18 protein-coding genes are annotated in these 17,086 nt (G+C 42.4%); 7 read left to right on the forward strand and 11 right to left on the reverse strand.

The annotated features are described in order from the left end of the window. Nucleotides 1–138: 138 nt before the first annotated feature. From P3L44_RS01095 to P3L44_RS01105, 3 genes are read left to right on the forward strand one after another with little or no spacing between them, the layout of a single operon-like run. Nucleotides 139–651 (forward strand): DUF2569 domain-containing protein, encoded by a 513-nt coding sequence (locus tag P3L44_RS01095; protein WP_140171971.1) that lies wholly within the window; start codon nucleotides 139–141, stop codon nucleotides 649–651. Nucleotides 652–690: 39 nt separating this feature from the next. Next, nucleotides 691–1,050, forward strand: a complete 360-nt coding sequence (locus P3L44_RS01100; protein WP_272661896.1) for a DUF488 domain-containing protein — start codon at nucleotides 691–693, stop codon at nucleotides 1,048–1,050. 11 nt (nucleotides 1,051–1,061) lie between these two features. After that, nucleotides 1,062–1,586 (forward strand): DUF2569 family protein, encoded by a 525-nt coding sequence (locus P3L44_RS01105; protein ID WP_272661826.1) that lies wholly within the window; start codon nucleotides 1,062–1,064, stop codon nucleotides 1,584–1,586. A 42-nt stretch (nucleotides 1,587–1,628) separates the two neighbouring features. Here the strand turns inward: P3L44_RS01105 and P3L44_RS01110 are convergent, their stop codons facing one another. From P3L44_RS01110 to P3L44_RS01140, 7 genes are all read right to left on the reverse strand, one after another. Beyond that, nucleotides 1,629–2,267 (reverse strand): ATP-binding cassette domain-containing protein, encoded by a 639-nt coding sequence (locus P3L44_RS01110; protein WP_410480043.1) that lies wholly within the window; start codon nucleotides 2,265–2,267, stop codon nucleotides 1,629–1,631. Nucleotides 2,268–2,603: 336 nt separating this feature from the next. Then, on the reverse strand, nucleotides 2,604–4,109 hold the full coding sequence (glpD, locus tag P3L44_RS01115; protein WP_272661827.1) for a glycerol-3-phosphate dehydrogenase: 1,506 nt from the start codon (nucleotides 4,107–4,109) through the stop codon (nucleotides 2,604–2,606). A 293-nt stretch (nucleotides 4,110–4,402) separates the two neighbouring features. Further along, complete coding sequence (locus P3L44_RS01120) at nucleotides 4,403–5,161, reverse strand: DeoR/GlpR family transcriptional regulator (RefSeq protein WP_272661828.1); 759 nt, start codon at nucleotides 5,159–5,161, stop codon at nucleotides 4,403–4,405. Nucleotides 5,162–5,189: 28 nt separating this feature from the next. Beyond that, a complete protein-coding gene (gene glpG, locus P3L44_RS01125) occupies nucleotides 5,190–6,035 on the reverse strand; it encodes a rhomboid family intramembrane serine protease GlpG (RefSeq protein ID WP_272661829.1) in 846 nt (281 codons plus the stop codon). 16 nt (nucleotides 6,036–6,051) lie between these two features. Beyond that, entirely contained in the window at nucleotides 6,052–6,375 is a 324-nt protein-coding gene (glpE, locus tag P3L44_RS01130) for a thiosulfate sulfurtransferase GlpE (protein ID WP_004262879.1), read from the reverse strand. Nucleotides 6,376–6,463: 88 nt separating this feature from the next. Then, nucleotides 6,464–7,042, reverse strand: a complete 579-nt coding sequence (gene nfuA / locus P3L44_RS01135) for a Fe-S biogenesis protein NfuA (protein WP_004266130.1) — start codon at nucleotides 7,040–7,042, stop codon at nucleotides 6,464–6,466. 63 nt (nucleotides 7,043–7,105) lie between these two features. Continuing rightward, nucleotides 7,106–7,789: a DNA utilization protein GntX gene (locus tag P3L44_RS01140; RefSeq protein WP_272661830.1), complete on the reverse strand. Its 684-nt coding sequence runs from the start codon at nucleotides 7,787–7,789 to the stop codon at nucleotides 7,106–7,108. A 54-nt stretch (nucleotides 7,790–7,843) separates the two neighbouring features. On the opposite strand from P3L44_RS01140, the gene bioH reads away from it, so the two are divergent. Further along, entirely contained in the window at nucleotides 7,844–8,623 is a 780-nt protein-coding gene (bioH, locus tag P3L44_RS01145; protein ID WP_272661831.1) for a pimeloyl-ACP methyl ester esterase BioH, read from the forward strand. 48 nt (nucleotides 8,624–8,671) lie between these two features. On the opposite strand, the gene P3L44_RS01150 is transcribed toward bioH, so the two are convergent. From P3L44_RS01150 to P3L44_RS01165, 4 genes are all read right to left on the reverse strand, one after another. Beyond that, nucleotides 8,672–8,905, reverse strand: a complete 234-nt coding sequence (locus P3L44_RS01150; protein WP_140171975.1) for a FeoC-like transcriptional regulator — start codon at nucleotides 8,903–8,905, stop codon at nucleotides 8,672–8,674. 11 nt (nucleotides 8,906–8,916) lie between these two features. Beyond that, nucleotides 8,917–11,235 carry a Fe(2+) transporter permease subunit FeoB gene (gene feoB / locus P3L44_RS01155; protein ID WP_109912390.1) on the reverse strand — a complete coding sequence of 773 codons (2,319 nt, stop codon included), beginning with the start codon at nucleotides 11,233–11,235 and terminating at the stop codon, nucleotides 8,917–8,919. Nucleotides 11,236–11,264: 29 nt separating this feature from the next. Next, nucleotides 11,265–11,495 (reverse strand): ferrous iron transporter A, encoded by a 231-nt coding sequence (feoA, locus tag P3L44_RS01160; protein WP_004262866.1) that lies wholly within the window; start codon nucleotides 11,493–11,495, stop codon nucleotides 11,265–11,267. A 339-nt stretch (nucleotides 11,496–11,834) separates the two neighbouring features. Continuing rightward, nucleotides 11,835–14,165 carry a Tex family protein gene (locus P3L44_RS01165; protein WP_272661832.1) on the reverse strand — a complete coding sequence of 777 codons (2,331 nt, stop codon included), beginning with the start codon at nucleotides 14,163–14,165 and terminating at the stop codon, nucleotides 11,835–11,837. A 168-nt stretch (nucleotides 14,166–14,333) separates the two neighbouring features. On the opposite strand from P3L44_RS01165, the gene greB reads away from it, so the two are divergent. The 3 genes from greB to envZ all read left to right on the forward strand — a co-directional run bounded on the left by greB (nucleotide 14,334) and on the right by envZ (nucleotide 16,983). Beyond that, nucleotides 14,334–14,819, forward strand: a complete 486-nt coding sequence (gene greB, locus P3L44_RS01170) for a transcription elongation factor GreB (RefSeq protein WP_004262861.1) — start codon at nucleotides 14,334–14,336, stop codon at nucleotides 14,817–14,819. Between the two features lie 116 nt (nucleotides 14,820–14,935). Beyond that, nucleotides 14,936–15,655 (forward strand): two-component system response regulator OmpR, encoded by a 720-nt coding sequence (gene ompR, locus P3L44_RS01175; protein ID WP_004266122.1) that lies wholly within the window; start codon nucleotides 14,936–14,938, stop codon nucleotides 15,653–15,655. Then, the gene (gene envZ, locus P3L44_RS01180) at nucleotides 15,652–16,983 is read left to right on the forward strand and encodes a two-component system sensor histidine kinase EnvZ (RefSeq protein WP_036958604.1); all 1,332 of its coding nucleotides are present in this window, start codon (nucleotides 15,652–15,654) and stop codon (nucleotides 16,981–16,983) included. The genes ompR and envZ overlap by 4 nt, the downstream gene beginning before the upstream one ends. Nucleotides 16,984–17,086 lie beyond the last annotated feature (103 nt).

Consider the following 17,086-nt stretch of genomic DNA (forward strand, 5'->3'; position numbering starts at 1 on the left):
TCAGATTTTTCTTTATTCACAATATTATTGTGAATTAGCGCATTTAGTTACTCATTTTTTACAGAGCAGATATGTTATCTTGTACAGAGCTATTTATTTTGTACTGATATTATTTGTCTGTTTAATAAGGAAGTGTAAATGAAAACTGAAGGTCACAGTTCATCTCATGGCACTTCGGTACCATCACCACAACCAAGGCGGGAATTAACAGGCATTGGTGGATGGCTTATTTTTCCTATGTTAGGGATAATATTGTCCTTGATTATTTTGCCTTTTTCTATTTATGAGCAAAATACTCAAGTGATTGAATATTGGGTTGAATTAACAGACCCACAATCAAGTTCATTTATTCCATTATTTAAAGAGCTCATCTACTTTGAGGTTTTAGGTAACGTTATTTTATACGCGACCTTGCTTTTTCTAAGTTATGTCTTTTTTACAAAGAAAAAACTCACAATTAAAATTTATATTTTTTTCCAGATCTTTTCTTTAGTTTTGACGGTTACGGATATCATACTCGCAAGTATTTTATTGGATTTAGAAGTTGAATCCTCGGATATCAAAGATATTTTTCGGGCACTAATTGCTTGTGCAATTTGGATACCGTATTTTTTAGTTTCAAGGCGAGTTAAAAATACCTTTGTAAATTAACAAATAAAATTTTGTGATTTTTTATTGGGTAGGTAAATGATGATTAAATGCAAACGAGTTTATGACCCTGTTGACGATAACGATGGCTACCGTGTGCTTATTGATAGACTGTGGCCAAGAGGAATAAAAAAAACAGATTTACAACACGACTCTTGGAATAAAGACGTTGCACCTTCTAATGAACTGCGTAAATGGTTTCATCAGAACACAGATCAGTTTGCACAGTTTATCGAACGATATCAGCAGGAACTTAATAACACAACGGCTTGGCAGGCGTTGGTTTCTCAGGCAAAACAAGGTGATTTAACACTGTTAGACAGTGCTAAAAATACAGAACATAATCAAGCAATTGTACTCAAAGCATTTCTTGAAGATAAAATGCAAAGTAAAAGTAAATAAAGGTTATCGGAATGGATATTCAGCAATCAACCACACAAACAGAGCCAGCAATAATATCATCGGTGGCTCAACCAGCGGTTAAAAAGCCGTTACAGGGGATTAGTGGCTGGTTAATTTTACCAATTATCGGACTGTTTTATATGTTGTACAAAACGGTCACGATGCTATTGCAAGAAATCTCGCAAGTACAAACTGCATGGCCATTGGCAACTGAAGCGGATTCTGATTTTTATATTTCAGGCTTTGCGACAGGTTTTTACCTCTTGCAACTCGGTTATGGTGTTTTAATTGCTCTATTCTTTTGGACGTTTATCGCTGCGGTTAAATGGAAAAAACAGGCGAAGTGGCTGTTTATCGCCACCATGGTACTGTTTACTTTAATGGTATTAGTTGCTCGTTTTGTGTTCCCATATATATTTGGTTTGGAAATTAACTACTCAAATATTATTACGGCTATAAATGGCAGTTTCTATTGTGTGTTATGGATCCCCTACTTTTTAGCTTCTCATCGCGTTAAAAATACGTTTATCCATTAAAGCTGATGGCCACACCTAATTTGGCAGTGGCCTAGTAGACAGTTATTTATCAGAAAGATTTAGCGTATGGGTTATATTGCAGTTTGCAATAAAGGCGTCATCGTGAGAAACCAGTAAGAGTGTTCCTTGGTAGTCCTGCAATAGCGCTTCAAGTAGTTGTTTTGAATCCAAGTCTAAATGGTTATCCGGTTCATCGAGTAGCAAAAAGTGATCTTGATGAAGAAATGCACGACAAAGCGCGAGGCGGGTACGTTCACCACCACTTAAATGGGAGATAGGTGCTTCCATTGAGATAGCGAGCCCCGCAGAGTCCAATAGACTTTGCCATTGGGAAGGTAAATGCCATTTATCTTCTGTGAGCTCAAAATCTGCCAAAGAACCATTTCCTGCCTCAATGCGTAAGAATGCATGATAAAGCTCATTGATGCCTAAGGCATCGATAAGAGTGTCTCCTGTGAGTCGGGTTAATTGACCGACATAGATAAAGGGGAGATCCCAATGTACATTCCCTTTCGTAGGGGCTAATTGGCCAGCAAGAATACGCATCAAAACGGATTTTCCTTTGCCATTATAACCAATTAAGGCATTTTTTTGGCATGATAGCGTCCCGTTTAGCGGTGGAAAAAGGGCGGTTTGGTTAAATTCAATATTGAGCTGTGAAAAGTGACAAGCAATCGTCATATGCACCTCCAAAATAATGAGGACAGACAACGTCGTTGACTTATCAAGAAGTGTCGATGAAAGCGTTTGCCTGCCAGGAACAGAAAAATGAATACCAAAAGGGTATTGGAAAATATTTTCTGGCAGTGCTTAGTTCATCGTGAGGCGTACCTGTGAAGTTGGGTGAGAGGTAAATTCGCATACATTATAAACAGGCGTAATTGATTTGTACAACTTATCGTGATTGGGTCTTTTCTGAAATTCTTGGCAACGATTTAAAATAAAAAAAGCCAGTCAAACAGTGATGACTGGCTTTTTCCATTAACAACGAGATTTTATAACAACGAGATTTTACGATTATACAGAGGTATTTTCTGACAACCCATTTTTTGCTAACCATTGAGCAATGCGCTGCTTTTCTTCTTCATTCAGCCACATACCCAATTTAGTGCGACGCCAAATAGCATCATCCAACTCTGTTACCCACTCATGTTTGACTAAGTAACGTAATTCCGCTTCGTAGACATTCGCAGAGAATGCTTCACCAAGGTCGCTGAGTGAATTCGCGCCTTCAAGGATCAGTTTACTGTTGCTACCGTAAGTTCTGGCAAAACGTAGCGCTAAGCCTTCAGGAAGCCATTGATAATGTTGACGTAATACACGTGCATAACCATCACGGTCACAACCTTCGATATCACCACCTGGTAACTGACCATTTTTAGTCCATGGGCTACCTGCATTTGGATAGTAAGTCGCTAACTTATTCACAGCAGCTTCCGCTAATTTACGGTAAGTGGTTAATTTACCGCCAAATACAGATAACAATGGCGCTTGGCCTTGTTCATCGTGAATATCCAATGTGTAATCACGAGTAATGGCTTGTGGTGAGTCTGATTCATCGTCGCACAGTGGGCGAACACCTGAATAGTCCCAAACAATATCACTCACGGTTAACTGTTTTTTGAAGTGGTCGTTATACACTTTCAGTAAATAGTTAACTTCGTTTTCATCAATTTTGACGTCTTTCGGGTCGCCTTTGTATTCTACATCAGTGGTGCCGATAATAGAAAATTCATCCATCCACGGGATAACAAATACAATACGGTTATCTTCATTTTGTAAGATGTACGCTTGTGGTTCATCATGAGCACGCGGAACGACAATATGGCTCCCTTTGATTAGGCGAATACCATAAGGTGATTTTAATTTCAGCCCATCATCAAAGAACTCTTTTACCCAAGGTCCTGTGGCGTTAACTAGCCCTTTTGCTTTCCATGTATGGGTTTCGCCTGTACGTAAGTCCTGAGCCTCAACAACCCATAAGCCGTTTTCACGGTAAGCGCGAGTCACTTTTGTGCGAGTACGAACCTCACCACTCTTACGTACCACTTCTTGAGCGTTTAACACAACTAAACGCGCATCATCAACCCAACAATCGGAATATTCAAAACCTTTTGTTAGTTCAGGTTTTAGTACAGAGTTTTGGTTGAATTTCAGCCCCTTACTACTTGGTAAGCTGACACGTTTGCCTAAATGGTCATATAAGAATAGGCCAATACGGATCATCCAAGCTGGACGTAAATGAGGCTGATGAGGTAAGCGGAAGCGCATTGGGAAGGCGATATGCGGTGCTAATCGTAATAGCACTTCACGTTCTGCCAAAGCTTCGCTGACTAATCTAAATTCATAATGCTCTAAATAACGTAAGCCACCATGAATGAGTTTAGAACTCGCAGATGAAGTCGCACTTGCCAAGTCTTGAGCTTCGAGCAGTAATACCGATAATCCACGACCTGCAGCATCTGCTGCAATTCCAGCGCCGTTGATCCCGCCGCCGATGACAATCAAGTCTTTAGTTTCCATGCATCCCCCTGAGATGTTCGAAACACTTTCAATAATGTTCGTTTTCGCTCATTTGATTGTAGTCAAAATAGATAGTGATGCCAACTATTATTAATGAAAAAAATAACAACTGCGTGATATTGGTAACAATTTTTTTTCAATACCCACATATAAAGTATTGTTATTTACAAGAGGGAAAAGAGGGTTTCGCGCGAAAAAGAAAAAAATACCTGTAAGGTGGGGGATTATGGTGGGGAAGGGGACTAATGAACATGATGGTAGCTGGGACTACCATCATGAAGGTAACTATTTGATTAACAAAGCTCTAATTGAACATTATGTTGCTCAATCACTTTGATAATGCTGTCTGGTGGCTGTTTATCAGTAAATAAATAGTCAATTAGATTCATATTACCCAAATTAACCATCGCGTTACGACCAAATTTAGAATGGTCGGTGACGAGCATGACACAGCGTGAGTTTTCAATAATCGCGCGTTTGGTACGAACTTCATGGTAATCGAACTCAAGTAATGAGCCATCCATATCAATACCACTGATACCCAAAATACCGTAATCTAACCTAAATTGAGAAATAAAATCGAGGGTCGCTTCACCGACAATACCGCCATCTCTTGAGCGAACTTCACCTCCCGCTAAAATTAGGCGGAAGTCTTCTTTTGGCATCAGCAAGGTGGCGACGTTAAGATTATTGGTCACCACACGTAGGTTTTTATGGTTAACCAGCGCATGAGCAACCGCTTCAGGGGTTGTACCAATATCAATAAATAGTGTCGCACCATCAGGGATCTGGCTCGCAACATGTTGTGCGATACGCGCTTTTTCATCTGACCACATGATTTTACGGTCATTATAAGCTGCATTCACAGAACTTGAAGGCAGTGCTGCGCCACCGTGGTGCCGCTGAATTTTATTTTGTTCAGCGAGGTCATTGAGGTCTCGACGGATCGTTTGAGGGCTTACCTCAAAGTGTTCGACGAGTTCTTCAGTACTGACATATCCCTGAAGACGCACAAGCTCAACTATTGCATCATGTCTCTGGGTTTGTTTCACAGCGTTAGCCTCTAATTATTAAAATGTTTTATCTGGAGCTCTGGTGTTTAAAACTGTGCCTATTATCCCATACTCCCATCAATAAGCCGATAATTAACCCTGAAGTATGTGCGGCATTGGCAATATGCATACCTAAAACATCGAAGTAACCGAAAAAAAGCCAGATAATCGAGAATATCATTAACCCTCGAGGAACACTGATGCCACTTTCGGGACGACGTTCACCCGTTAACCACACATAGCTGACAAGGGCATAGACGACACCAGATAAGCCGCCAAAGTTGTTTTCACTAAACAGCGACTGCCCCCAGTTACTAAACAGCGCTGAGACCAGTAAGATAGTAAATAATTTACCCGTTCCGAGCTTTCGTTCTACTTGCCCAGCTAAAAACCACCAGAGCGCAAGGTTGAAACCAATATGTGATAGCGAAAAGTGCACCAATGCAGGACTAAACCAACGCCAAAGTTCCGTTTGTTGGTTGCCAATAGGCCATGCCAAATAACGTAGAACCTCTCGTGCATCAGTCATTTCTACCCAAAGATATACAACAATCGACAACAAAATAACAGCGATAGTTAAAGGGCCAGATTGTTCTTTAAGGTAACCCCAAGTTAGGTAATTGCGATATTGAAACTGGGTATCTGCGCTTCCCGTGTGCCAACTGGCTTCTAGGTAGCGAGGGTGATTTGGGTCTTGTAGAAAAATATCTAATTCTTTTTGGACTTGAGGTTGAAGTTGCTCATCTTCTAGCCAAAGCTCAAAGACAGCTTGTTCCTGTGATGGCTTTATTTTTAAGTGAATATTTTTGCTAGCCATATAGTCAACAAAGGCTTGCGCCATTCTGGGATTAGCAAAGGAGGTGATGTGGATCATGAATGCGTTTTCTCATCTAGAGAGCCGTAACGGCTTGTGGATATTCCCTTAACCATGCTTCAAATCCACCATTGATGCTATATACAGATTCAAAGCCAATGTTGATCAGATATTGTGCAGCACCTTGGCTACTGTGCCCATGGTAGCACATCACCATAACAGGTTGTTCGTAATCCGTTTGTTCTAAAAATTGGCTCAGTGACTCATTGGTGAGGTGATAGGCTCCACTAGCATGGCCTGCACGGAAACTTTGTGGGTCTCGTACATCTACCAGTATGGCCGTGCCGTCTAACCAATGTTGATAGGCTTGTTCTGGTGTTAGTGTTTCAAAATGGTCCATAAAATACCGAATACAGTAGGTAACAACCCATTAAAGGTTAAATGATAGGCACTCGTAAAAACAGAGTGCCAAATATTCGTGGTATTGATTAGTAGAAAGAGTGCTCGCCACGTTGGTGTTCAGTCAGGTCTTTAACGCCTTTTAGCTCACCTTCAAACATTTTGAGAAGTTCTTTTTCGATACCTTCTTTAAGCGTGACATCGACCATTGAACAACCGTTACAGCCGCCACCAAATTGCAGAATTGCAAAGCCTTCATCGGTGATTTCCATCAGGGAAACACGGCCACCGTGGCTGGCAAGTTGTGGGTTAATTTGTGACTGTAAAACATACTCAACACGCTCAATTAATGGTGCGTCATCAGAAACTTTACGCATTTTGGCGTTTGGTGCTTTTAACGTCAGTTGTGAGCCCAGTTGGTCGGTAACGAAGTCAATCTCGGCATCATCTAAGAATGGCGCGCTAATTTCATCAACATAAGCAGATAATTTCTCGAACTTTAGTTCTTTATCTGTTGCTTCAACGGCACCCGGAGGGCAGTATGACACACCGCACTCTGCGGTTGGTGTGCCTGGGTTGATAACAAAAACACGGATTTGAGTTCCTGGCTCTTGATTTTCCAACAATTTGGCAAAATGAGCCTGTGCTGCTTCAGTAATATTAATCATAATCATTTGCTCAATAATAGTTGACTGCTTTAGTTGGTTATAATACGCCCATTTACCCCTTTCCTACAAGGTGCGACACAGTGACCATGCATCAACAGTATGTACACCCGCACAAATCAACAATTGTGCTGCGGTATTCATGGTGGAACCTGTTGTAATAACATCATCAAGAACAGCAACATGTAGGTTTGAAACCGAGTTGTTTAAGGTAAATGCTCCCTTTAGGTTATTTCGGCGATACTCACGTTTTAGTGTAATCTGTGCCAGTGTAGCACGACTACGTGATAATGAATTTTGCGAATAGGGGATATTTAACCATCTGGATAAATTTTCGCCTATTAATGCCATATGGTCAAATCCTCTCCACCACAGACGGCGGCGATGCAGTGGAATGGTGATGATTAAGTCCGGTTTTTGCCATTTTTGTTGGCGGTAACCCGTGAGCCAAAATAACGCAAAAATTCGTGCTAGAGTAAAAGCAAGTTGAGATTGTTTTTGAAATTTAAAACGATGGATTAACAAGCGTAAAGCGCCTTGGTACGGGGTTACTGTGATAATTCTCTGCCATGCGGGAGGGTTTTTTAGGCAACGTCCGCACTCCATGGTAGACTGCTCACAGGGTAAAGCGCAGCGTAAACAGCAGGTTGGCATTTTAGGTAGTCCTTTGAGGCAAAAATGACAAACACCCTGATGAGTTAATTTTAGTGATTGGTGACATAGCCAGCAGCCCCCCTCCATTGTTAGCATAGTAGCGTCCCGTTAAAACGAATTGACAAATAAATGAATGAAGAGAGTGTAACGATGGCAAAGTTATATTGGCAGACTGTTGGTGAAGGTAAACAAGATCTTGTGTTGCTGCACGGATGGGGACTGAACGCACAAGTCTGGCAAACAATTATTCCGCGAATCGCTTCGCACTTTCGGGTTCATTTGGTTGACTTGCCGGGGTACGGACGTAGCCAAGGGTTCTCCCCCATGAATATTCAATCGATGGCGAATATTTTGTGGGAGCAAGCCCCTAAAAACGCGATTTGGCTCGGTTGGTCACTTGGTGGGCTAGTTGCAAGTCGTGTTGCGCTTGACCATCCTTATGAAGTCAAAGGGTTAATTACCGTTGCTTCTTCTCCATGCTTTAAAGCAGAAGAAAACGGTTGGGCGGGGATCCGACCGGAAGTTTTATTAGGTTTCGAACAGCAACTTTCGGCTGATTTTCATCGCACCGTCGAGCGTTTTTTAGCATTGCAAACTTTAGGCACTGAAAGTGCAAGAAATGATGCAAAAACTTTGAAATCTGTGGTACTTGAGCAGCCTATTCCAACGGTTGAAACACTAAATGCAGGGCTTGAATCATTACGTACCGAAGATTTGCGGGATGAATTAAAACAGTTACCTATTCCTTTCTTGCGCATTTATGGTTATCTCGATGGCTTGGTACCGCGCAAAATAGTGCCTATTTTAGATGAGCTGTATCCGAATTCGCCATCCGTGATTATGCGCAATAGCGCTCACGCGCCATTTATTTCTCATCCTGATGAGTTCTGCGAATACTTGTTGGATTTTCAAAGTCGTACCGAGGAATAAATAAAAAAAATCAGCCTAACTTGGGGCTGATTTTTTGTGGTGTCTCTATTATTTGATTTTATACACAAAATGAGTGCAATCAGTGCTTTCAGGGCAACCTTTACAGCTACTGCCTGTTAAACAAGCACTGATATCGACTTGTTCAATTTTTTCTAAGCTGACGAGTTTCTCAACCATCGCTTGAATTAATGGAACCGGTGTATTTAGCTGCTCACTGAGTAGCGCGATGTCAGCTTGCCCATATAAGGCGATTAAATCTCTTATTTGCAGCAAGCTAGTCATCGTTTTATTCCTTAGTGGCAAGCATCACTTGAACAGCCAGAACATTGCTCTGCAGTTTTGCTCTTGATGTTCAGGGTTACGCGGCTACGCATGCGGCGTAAGAATATGAACAAGGCAAGGTTGAACAGGACAACCGCAGCAATGGTAATCAAACTGCGTTGTGGGTGCTCGCTGAATGTGGCAACTTGGTAAAACAGAGCCGCGAGGCTATAAGCCACATTCAAGCCCCACAGAATGGAGAAACTCATCCAACTTTTATTGGTTTCACGTGCGATAGCACCCATCACCGAGACGCAAGGCACATACAGTAAGACGAAGATTAGGTAGCTATAGGCAGCAATGCCTGAACCAAATTTCGCTGCCATAGTGCCCATTGAACCGGACTCCATCTCTCCATCACCTTTACTGGCTTCGATAGGGTTTGATAGCGCACTTAAGGTGAAAGTTTCTTTTAAGCTGTCCCAAGTTTCAGAAACCGCATCTCCTAGTTCTTCCCATAAATTGAATGATTCTGCATCGAATGGCTCAGAAGTAATGGCTTCAGCGGTATACAGAGTATTTAAAGTCCCCACGACGACTTCTTTAGCCATCGCCCCGGTAATTAACCCCACGGTCGCTTGCCAGTTATCTGCATGCACACCAATCGGCTGTAACGCAGGGGTAATGACTTTACTGACAGAAGCGAGTGCAGAGTCATTAATATTATCAACAGGCTTACCAGAGAAAGAGAAACTATTTAATGCACCAATAAAGATACTGGCAACGACGATAACTTTACCCGCTCGTACCACAAAGCCTTTTAGGCGTTGCCATGTTTGAATCAGCAATGTTTTGATGTGCGGTACATGGTAAACCGGAAGCTCCATAATAAACGGAGAGGCCTCGCCACGCATAAGGGTATGTTTTAGTAATAACCCTGTCAAAATGGCGACAACAATCCCTAAAATATAGAGAGAAAAGACCACACTAGCCCCATTTTTGCCAAAGAAAGCGGCAGCAAAAACGGCGAAAATGGCCAGTCTTGCCCCACAAGACATAAACGGAGCCATTAATACAGTAATTAGTCTTTCACGTGGTGCATCTAGCGTGCGTGCACCCATAATTGATGGTACGTTACAGCCAAAGCCGACAATCAACGGTACGAAGGATTTACCTGGTAAACCTAGCGCCTGCATGAGGCGGTCCATCACGAAAGCGGCTCGTGCCATATAACCCGAGTCTTCCAGTATTGAAAGAAACAGGTACATCATCCCGATTTGTGGTACTAACGGTAATACTGTATTAATACCACCGCCGACACCTTGGGCAAGGAAAATAGTGAGCCAATCAGGGAAGCTGAAATAGGCACCAACCCACTGAATACCATGAATAAATATCGCCTCAGAAGCACCTTCAAAGAAAGGCTGCAATGCCCCACCAATGTTAATGGCTAAGACAAACATCAGGTACATCACAAATAAGAAAATAGGTACACCGAGCCAACGGCTCAGAATAAATCTATCCAGTGATTGTGTTAGTCGATTTGGTTCAGCGGCGCTATTGTTAATCGCGGCATGACAAATTGTGGCAATAGATTGATAACGTGCGTCAGCGATGAGTAGTTCAGGCTCTTCGTTTAAGCCTTCTTTCAGTGTTTGGCGTATCGCCAGTAATTGCCCTTCAGATATTTCTGCACGTTGGCGGCTATAAATATCTCCTTCGAGAATTTGTAATGCTAACCAGCGGCGTTGCTGATGGCTAAATTGTTGTGTTGAAATTTGTTCAGATAACGAATCCACTGCCTGCAATAACTGGGGTGGATATTCCACAAGGGCTTGTTGGCTATTTTGTGGATGTGTATCAATGGCTTTTTTCAGTTTATCGATACCAGTTGCTCGAGTTGAAACCATTGGGATCACAGGGCAACCGAGCTGTTTTTCTAATTCAGCAATATTAATATCAATATGTTGGCTTTGAGCGATATCCAACATATTCAAGGCAACAATACATGGAACGCCTAACTCAACTAATTGTAATGTCAGATAGAGGTTACGCTCTAAATTGGATGCATCGACAACATTAATGAGCATGTCGGCCTCACCACTTAAAATAAAGTAGCAGGCGATTTGTTCGTCGAGAGAGGTTTGTTCAGAAATGGTGGTCAAAGAGTAAGTGCCGGGTAGGTCAACAAGCTCGATTTTATGGTCATCGGTATGGAAGCGACCCACTTTTCGTTCAACAGTGACCCCTGCCCAGTTACCGACCCGCTGTCTTGACCCTGTAAGTTGGTTAAATAGGGTCGTTTTGCCTGCATTGGGGTTACCAATTAAGCCGATAGTTAATCGTTTCATAGTGTTTGCCAATAATAAAAAAGAAATACTTAAGCGGTGGTCGCTTCATCTAGGTTGAGTAGGGCGAGATCCTTTTTGCGTAGCACTAAGCTGACACGATGAGTTTCTATTTGTACAGGATCGCCAAAAGGCGCTAAACGCACCACTTTAAAGACAGAACCCGGAAGTAAACCGAGTGAAAGCAGTTTTTGTCGGTATGCAGGACTGATTTCTGGGGAGAAACCAAGTATTTTGTAGCTGCATTGAGGAAGTATTGCCATAGTGTCTTCCTAATCATTTAATTCATAATGATATCGATGACAATTGTTAATGATTACAATTGCTCAGGTAACGAGACCACCAAACAACAATAAATCTAATTAACAATGAGAATCATAATCATCCACCTTTTATTATATTTAGCCTCTTTTTTCGTCAATTTGACTTGATATGGATCAATGAAGCATTGAGTTTGCGGTGTTTCGTTAGCAAAAATAATGGTGGGGTAAACGGGGGAGAGGGTTTAATTATGCCTAATATATTGGCTGGGATAATTAATTACAGCATTATTTATTGAAATAGGCACCACAACAGGTACATTGCGATGCCTATTAACAGAGTTAACGTTTTTTGCCAAATGCAGCAGCAAGGGCATCACTCATGGCACTATTACCCGAAGATGCGTTGTTTTGGCGTGAACTTCCTCTTGATTGAGGTGTTTTACGCGTATTTTTTTCCTGTTCAGGGGCGGCACGGCGAGGAGAACTATTAGAATCCCCCGCTTGCTCATCTAAACGCATCGTTAAAGCGATACGTTTACGTGCAATATCAACATCTAACACTTTTACTTTAACAATGTCGCCCGCTTTTACCACCTTGTGTGGGTCTTCGACATAACTATTTGAAAGTGAAGAAATATGAACTAAACCGTCTTGGTGAACACCAATATCCACAAAAGCACCGAAGTTGGTCACATTAGTGACTGCGCCTTCTAATATCATGCCAGAAGTCAGGTCATTCATCGTTTCTACACCTTCTGCGAAGGTGGCAGTTTTAAACTCAGGACGTGGGTCACGACCCGGTTTTTCCAGTTCTTTAATGATATCAGTGACAGTTGGAACCCCGAATTGCTCAGTAGTAAAGTCACGTGGGCTCAAGGCATTAAGCACCTGTGAGTTACCCATAATTTCTTTGAGCGGCTGGCGGACAGACTCAAGAATTTTTTCAACAATCGGGTAAGCTTCAGGGTGAACAGTAGAAGCATCTAACGGGTTTTCACCATTGGTGATACGTAAGAAGCCCGCACATTGTTCAAAGGCTTTTGGCCCAAGGCGTGCAACTTTCAGTAACTGTTTTCTATCACTAAACTGGCCATTCTGGTCGCGCCAGTCCACCACGTTTTGCGCAATCATTTTGCTTAAACCGGCAACGCGAGTCAGTAAGGCAACAGAAGCGGTATTCAAATCAACACCAACGGAGTTTACACAGTCCTCGACGACCGCATCGAGTTTACGCGCTAACTGAGTTTGGCTAACATCATGCTGATATTGGCCAACCCCAATGGATTTAGGGTCAATTTTCACTAATTCAGCAAGCGGGTCTTGTAGGCGACGAGCAATAGATACGGCACCACGTAAAGACACATCTAAGCTAGGAAACTCCAAAGCCGCAAGTTCAGAAGCGGAATAAACAGAAGCGCCAGCTTCGCTGACAATGACTTTCTGTGCAGTGACTTCAGGGTACTGTTTTTGTACTTCAGCAAAGAAACGTTCCGTTTCACGAGAAGCGGTGCCGTTACCAATCGCCACTAATTCGACGTTATGTTTTTGGCAAAGTGCCGCAACGATGGTTGCCGCTTTTGCAGCTTGTCCGGTGTGCGGATAAATCGTATCCGTCGCAATTAATTTACCTGTCGCATCCACAACTGCGACTTTCACCCCAGTACGTAAACCTGGATCTAAGCCCATGGTGGCACGCATTCCCGCTGGCGCCGCCATCAGTAAGTCACTAAGGTTACGAGCAAACACGTTAATAGCTTCCTCTTCAGCTTTTTCGCGCAGTGAGCTCATGACCTCTGTTTCTAAGTGCAGTAATACTTTGACACGCCATGTCCAGCTGATCACGGCTTTACGCCATTGGTCAGCCGGAGCATTATTTAAACGAATATCTAAATGGCGGGTGATAATTTCTTCGCAGTAACTTTCTTTTGGCGGTTCATCGAACTGTGGATCACAGTTTAATGAAAGTTGTAAAATTCCTTCGTTACGACCACGGAACATCGCAAGAGCTCGGTGAGAAGGGACTTGAGCAACAGGCTCGTGATGTTCAAAATAGTCACTAAATTTTACCCCTTCTTCTTGCTTACCCTCTGCAACAACAGAAACAAGATGGGCATTTTTCCAAATATAGTCGCGAACTTTCGCTAAAAGAGCCGCATCTTCGGCGAAGCGTTCCATAAGGATATAGCGAGCACCATCTAAAGCGGCTTTGACATCAGCAACACCTTTGTCTGCATCGATATAGGTTTTTGCGAGTTCATCAGGTGACTGGTTAGGGTCATTCCACAGGGTGTCAGCTAAAGGCTCAAGTCCTGCTTCGATGGCAATTTGCCCACGGGTGCGACGTTTCGGTTTATACGGAAGATACAGGTCTTCAAGTTCGGTTTTATTGAGCGTAGTGTCAATAGCGGAGGCAAGCTCTGGAGTCAATTTACCTTGCTCTTCTATCGATTTGAGAATGGTTTGTTTACGGTCATTTAATTCGCGCAAGTACCCTAAACGGCTTTCTAGCTGGCGAAGCTGAGTATCGTCCAACCCACCGGTAACCTCTTTACGGTAACGTGCAATAAACGGGACAGTATTCCCTTCATCTAACAGTGTGATGGCAGAAAAAACCTGTTTCGGCTGGGCTTGCAGTTCCGCTGCAATAATTTGGCTTAGAGTTTCATTCATGTCGAATTTAAATACCTACTGAAAGAACAGTTAAAAAATTTACTGCACTGTTATACTTGGTGAGAAAGAGAATTTCCAGACTGAATTTGAGCCTATTGGTAGGAAAGTCTCAGATTATGTTCTATAAAATATTATAATTATGGCTCCACTGGCTAAAATCTGAAGGTTATGACTAAAAGTCTTTTAATTACACGTGAAGGTTGGGATGCATTAGATAAAGAGCTGAAGTACCTGTGGAAGGAAGAACGCCCTCGGGTTACTCAATCTGTTTCAGAGGCCGCTGCTCAAGGGGATCGCTCAGAAAATGCAGAATATATTTATGGTAAAAAAAGGTTGCGTGAGATTGATAGGCGCATCCGTTTTTTATCCAAAAGATTGGATCAATTAAGGATTATCGAGCCTGATCCTCGCCAAGAAGGCCGTGTGTTTTTTGGAGCATGGGTTAAACTAGAAGATGAAAATGAAAATATCAGAATATTCCGTATCGTCGGTGCTGATGAATTCAACCCTACAAAACAATGGATTTCAATTGATTCTCCCGTAGCACGAGCCTTGATAGGTAAACAGGTTGATGATGAAATAACAGTAAATACGCCAGGAGGGCAGGTGACTTATTTTGTGTTAGAAATAAGCTACCAGCCACTAACCACCTGAAGTGTAAAATGATTCATTAAATCCTACGTTAGTGGTAAATTAGTGAGCATTAATATTGTTTTACTTACATTCATTAAAAAAATAATTTGAAAGATGCACATCTTGAGGGCTACAAAATGCAGGAAAGTTATAAGGTTCTTGTCGTCGATGATGATATGCGTTTACGTGCACTGCTGGAACGTTACCTCACTGAGCAGGGTTTTCAGGTAAGGAGTGCCGCGAACGCAGAACAGATGGACAGAATCCTGACAAGAGAATCTATTCATCTGATCGTCTTAGATCTAATGCTACCGGGTGAAGATGGCTTATCAATTTGCCGTCGCTTACGTAGTCAAAATAACCCAATTCCTATTATTATGGTAACAGCGAAAGGCGAAGAAGTTGATCGCATCGTTGGCTTAGAAATCGGTGCGGACGACTATATTCCAAAACCTTTTAATCCACGGGAATTGCTAGCTCGTATTCGTGCGGTTTTACGTCGCCAAGCTAATGAATTACCGGGTGCGCCATCTCAAGATGATGCGATAATTACTTTTGGTAAATTTAAATTAAATCTTGGGACACGAGAAATGTTCCAAGGTGATGAGAATATGCCATTAACCAGCGGTGAATTCGCGGTGTTAAAAGTGTTGGTTTCTTACCCAAGGGAACCGTTATCTCGTGACAAGTTAATGAGCTTAGCGCGAGGTCGTGAATACAGTGCGATGGAACGTTCAATCGATGTTCAAATTTCACGTTTACGCCGCATGGTTGAAGAAGACCCAGCACACCCTCGTTATATCCAGACGGTTTGGGGTTTGGGCTATGTGTTTGTTCCTGATGGAAGTAAAGCATGAAGCGACTGAGGTTCTCAAGGCGTAGTACATTTTCTCGCTCGTTATTTTTATTTGTAGCCTTACTGTTTGCGAGTCTCGTAACCAGTTATATGGTCGTGTTGAATTTTGTTGTAATGCCTAGCTTACAGCAATTCAACAAGGTACTGGCATACGAAGTAAGAACATTAATGACAGAGAAAATGGTTCTACAAGATGGAACCTCAGTGCGGGTATCTCCCGCGTTGCGTAAGAAAATCTACAATGAATTAGGAATTACCTTTTATGCACATTCAGCGGCGATGGAAGAAGGGCTGAATTGGGCAAAAGAGTATGATTTTCTAAGCGAACACATGTCGGAATATATTGGTGGTAAGGCGAGTGTTCACCTTGAATTAGGCCGAGAATATCCCATTCTATGGCTAACGTCTTATCTCGCACCTGATATTTGGGTGCGAGTTCCACTGACTGAAATCGGCCAAAACCAGTTCTCCCTTGTTTTTCGCTATACATTAACAATTTTTCTCACCATTTTTGCAGGGGTATGGTTGTATATACGCTACCAGAACAAGCCGTTGCTTGAATTGGAATACCACGCAGGTGAAGTCGGCAAAGGGGTCATTTTACCCCCAATGCAGGAAAAAGGCGCCACTGAGGTTAGAGCTGCTATTCGTTCTTTTAACCACATGGCTGCAGGGATTAAAACCTTAGAAAATGACCGAACTGTCTTAATGGCAGGGGTAAGTCATGACCTAAGAACTCCCTTAACCCGTATTCGTTTAGCGACAGAAATGATGAGCCCAGAAGATAGCTATCTGGCTGAATCTATTAATAAAGATATAGAAGAGTGTGATGCGATCATCGGCCAATTCATGTCTTATCTGAAAACAGGTCAAGAAATGGATATGGAATTCTGTGACCTTAACGCTATTTTAATGGAAGCGGTGAACTCAGAAAGTAATGTCATCGGTGAAATTGAAACCGCACTTGAGCCTGGCTCAATGATTGTTAATGGTAACCCATTAGCAATTAAACGCGCGATTACCAATATGATAGTTAACGCTTACCGCTATGGTAATGGCTGGATCAAAGTCAGTAGTGGAAAAACGGAAGACTCCGTTTGGTTCCAAGTCGAAGATGATGGTGCAGGTATCAAAGAAGAAGACATTCATCGCCTGTTCCAGCCATTTGTACAGGGTGAAAAAGCTCGTAGCAACAAAGGCACAGGGCTAGGGCTAGCGATTATTCGCCGAATTGTCGATGCTCATGAAGGGAGCATTGAGATTCATAAAAGTGAGCGTGGCGGGTTTGCTATTAGGGCTTTGCTTCCTCTTAAAGAGAAAGAAGACTAAATACTCTTCACACTTTGCGCCGCAGCGTTGTTGGCTGCGTTCGGCTACTCGGGTCACATACTTGTGTATGCTCTCCGAGATATCCTCACTTGCCGCCTAGCTG

This window comes from Providencia sp. PROV175, assembly GCF_032707045.1.
Classification (GTDB): Bacteria; Pseudomonadota; Gammaproteobacteria; order Enterobacterales; family Enterobacteriaceae; genus Providencia; species Providencia hangzhouensis.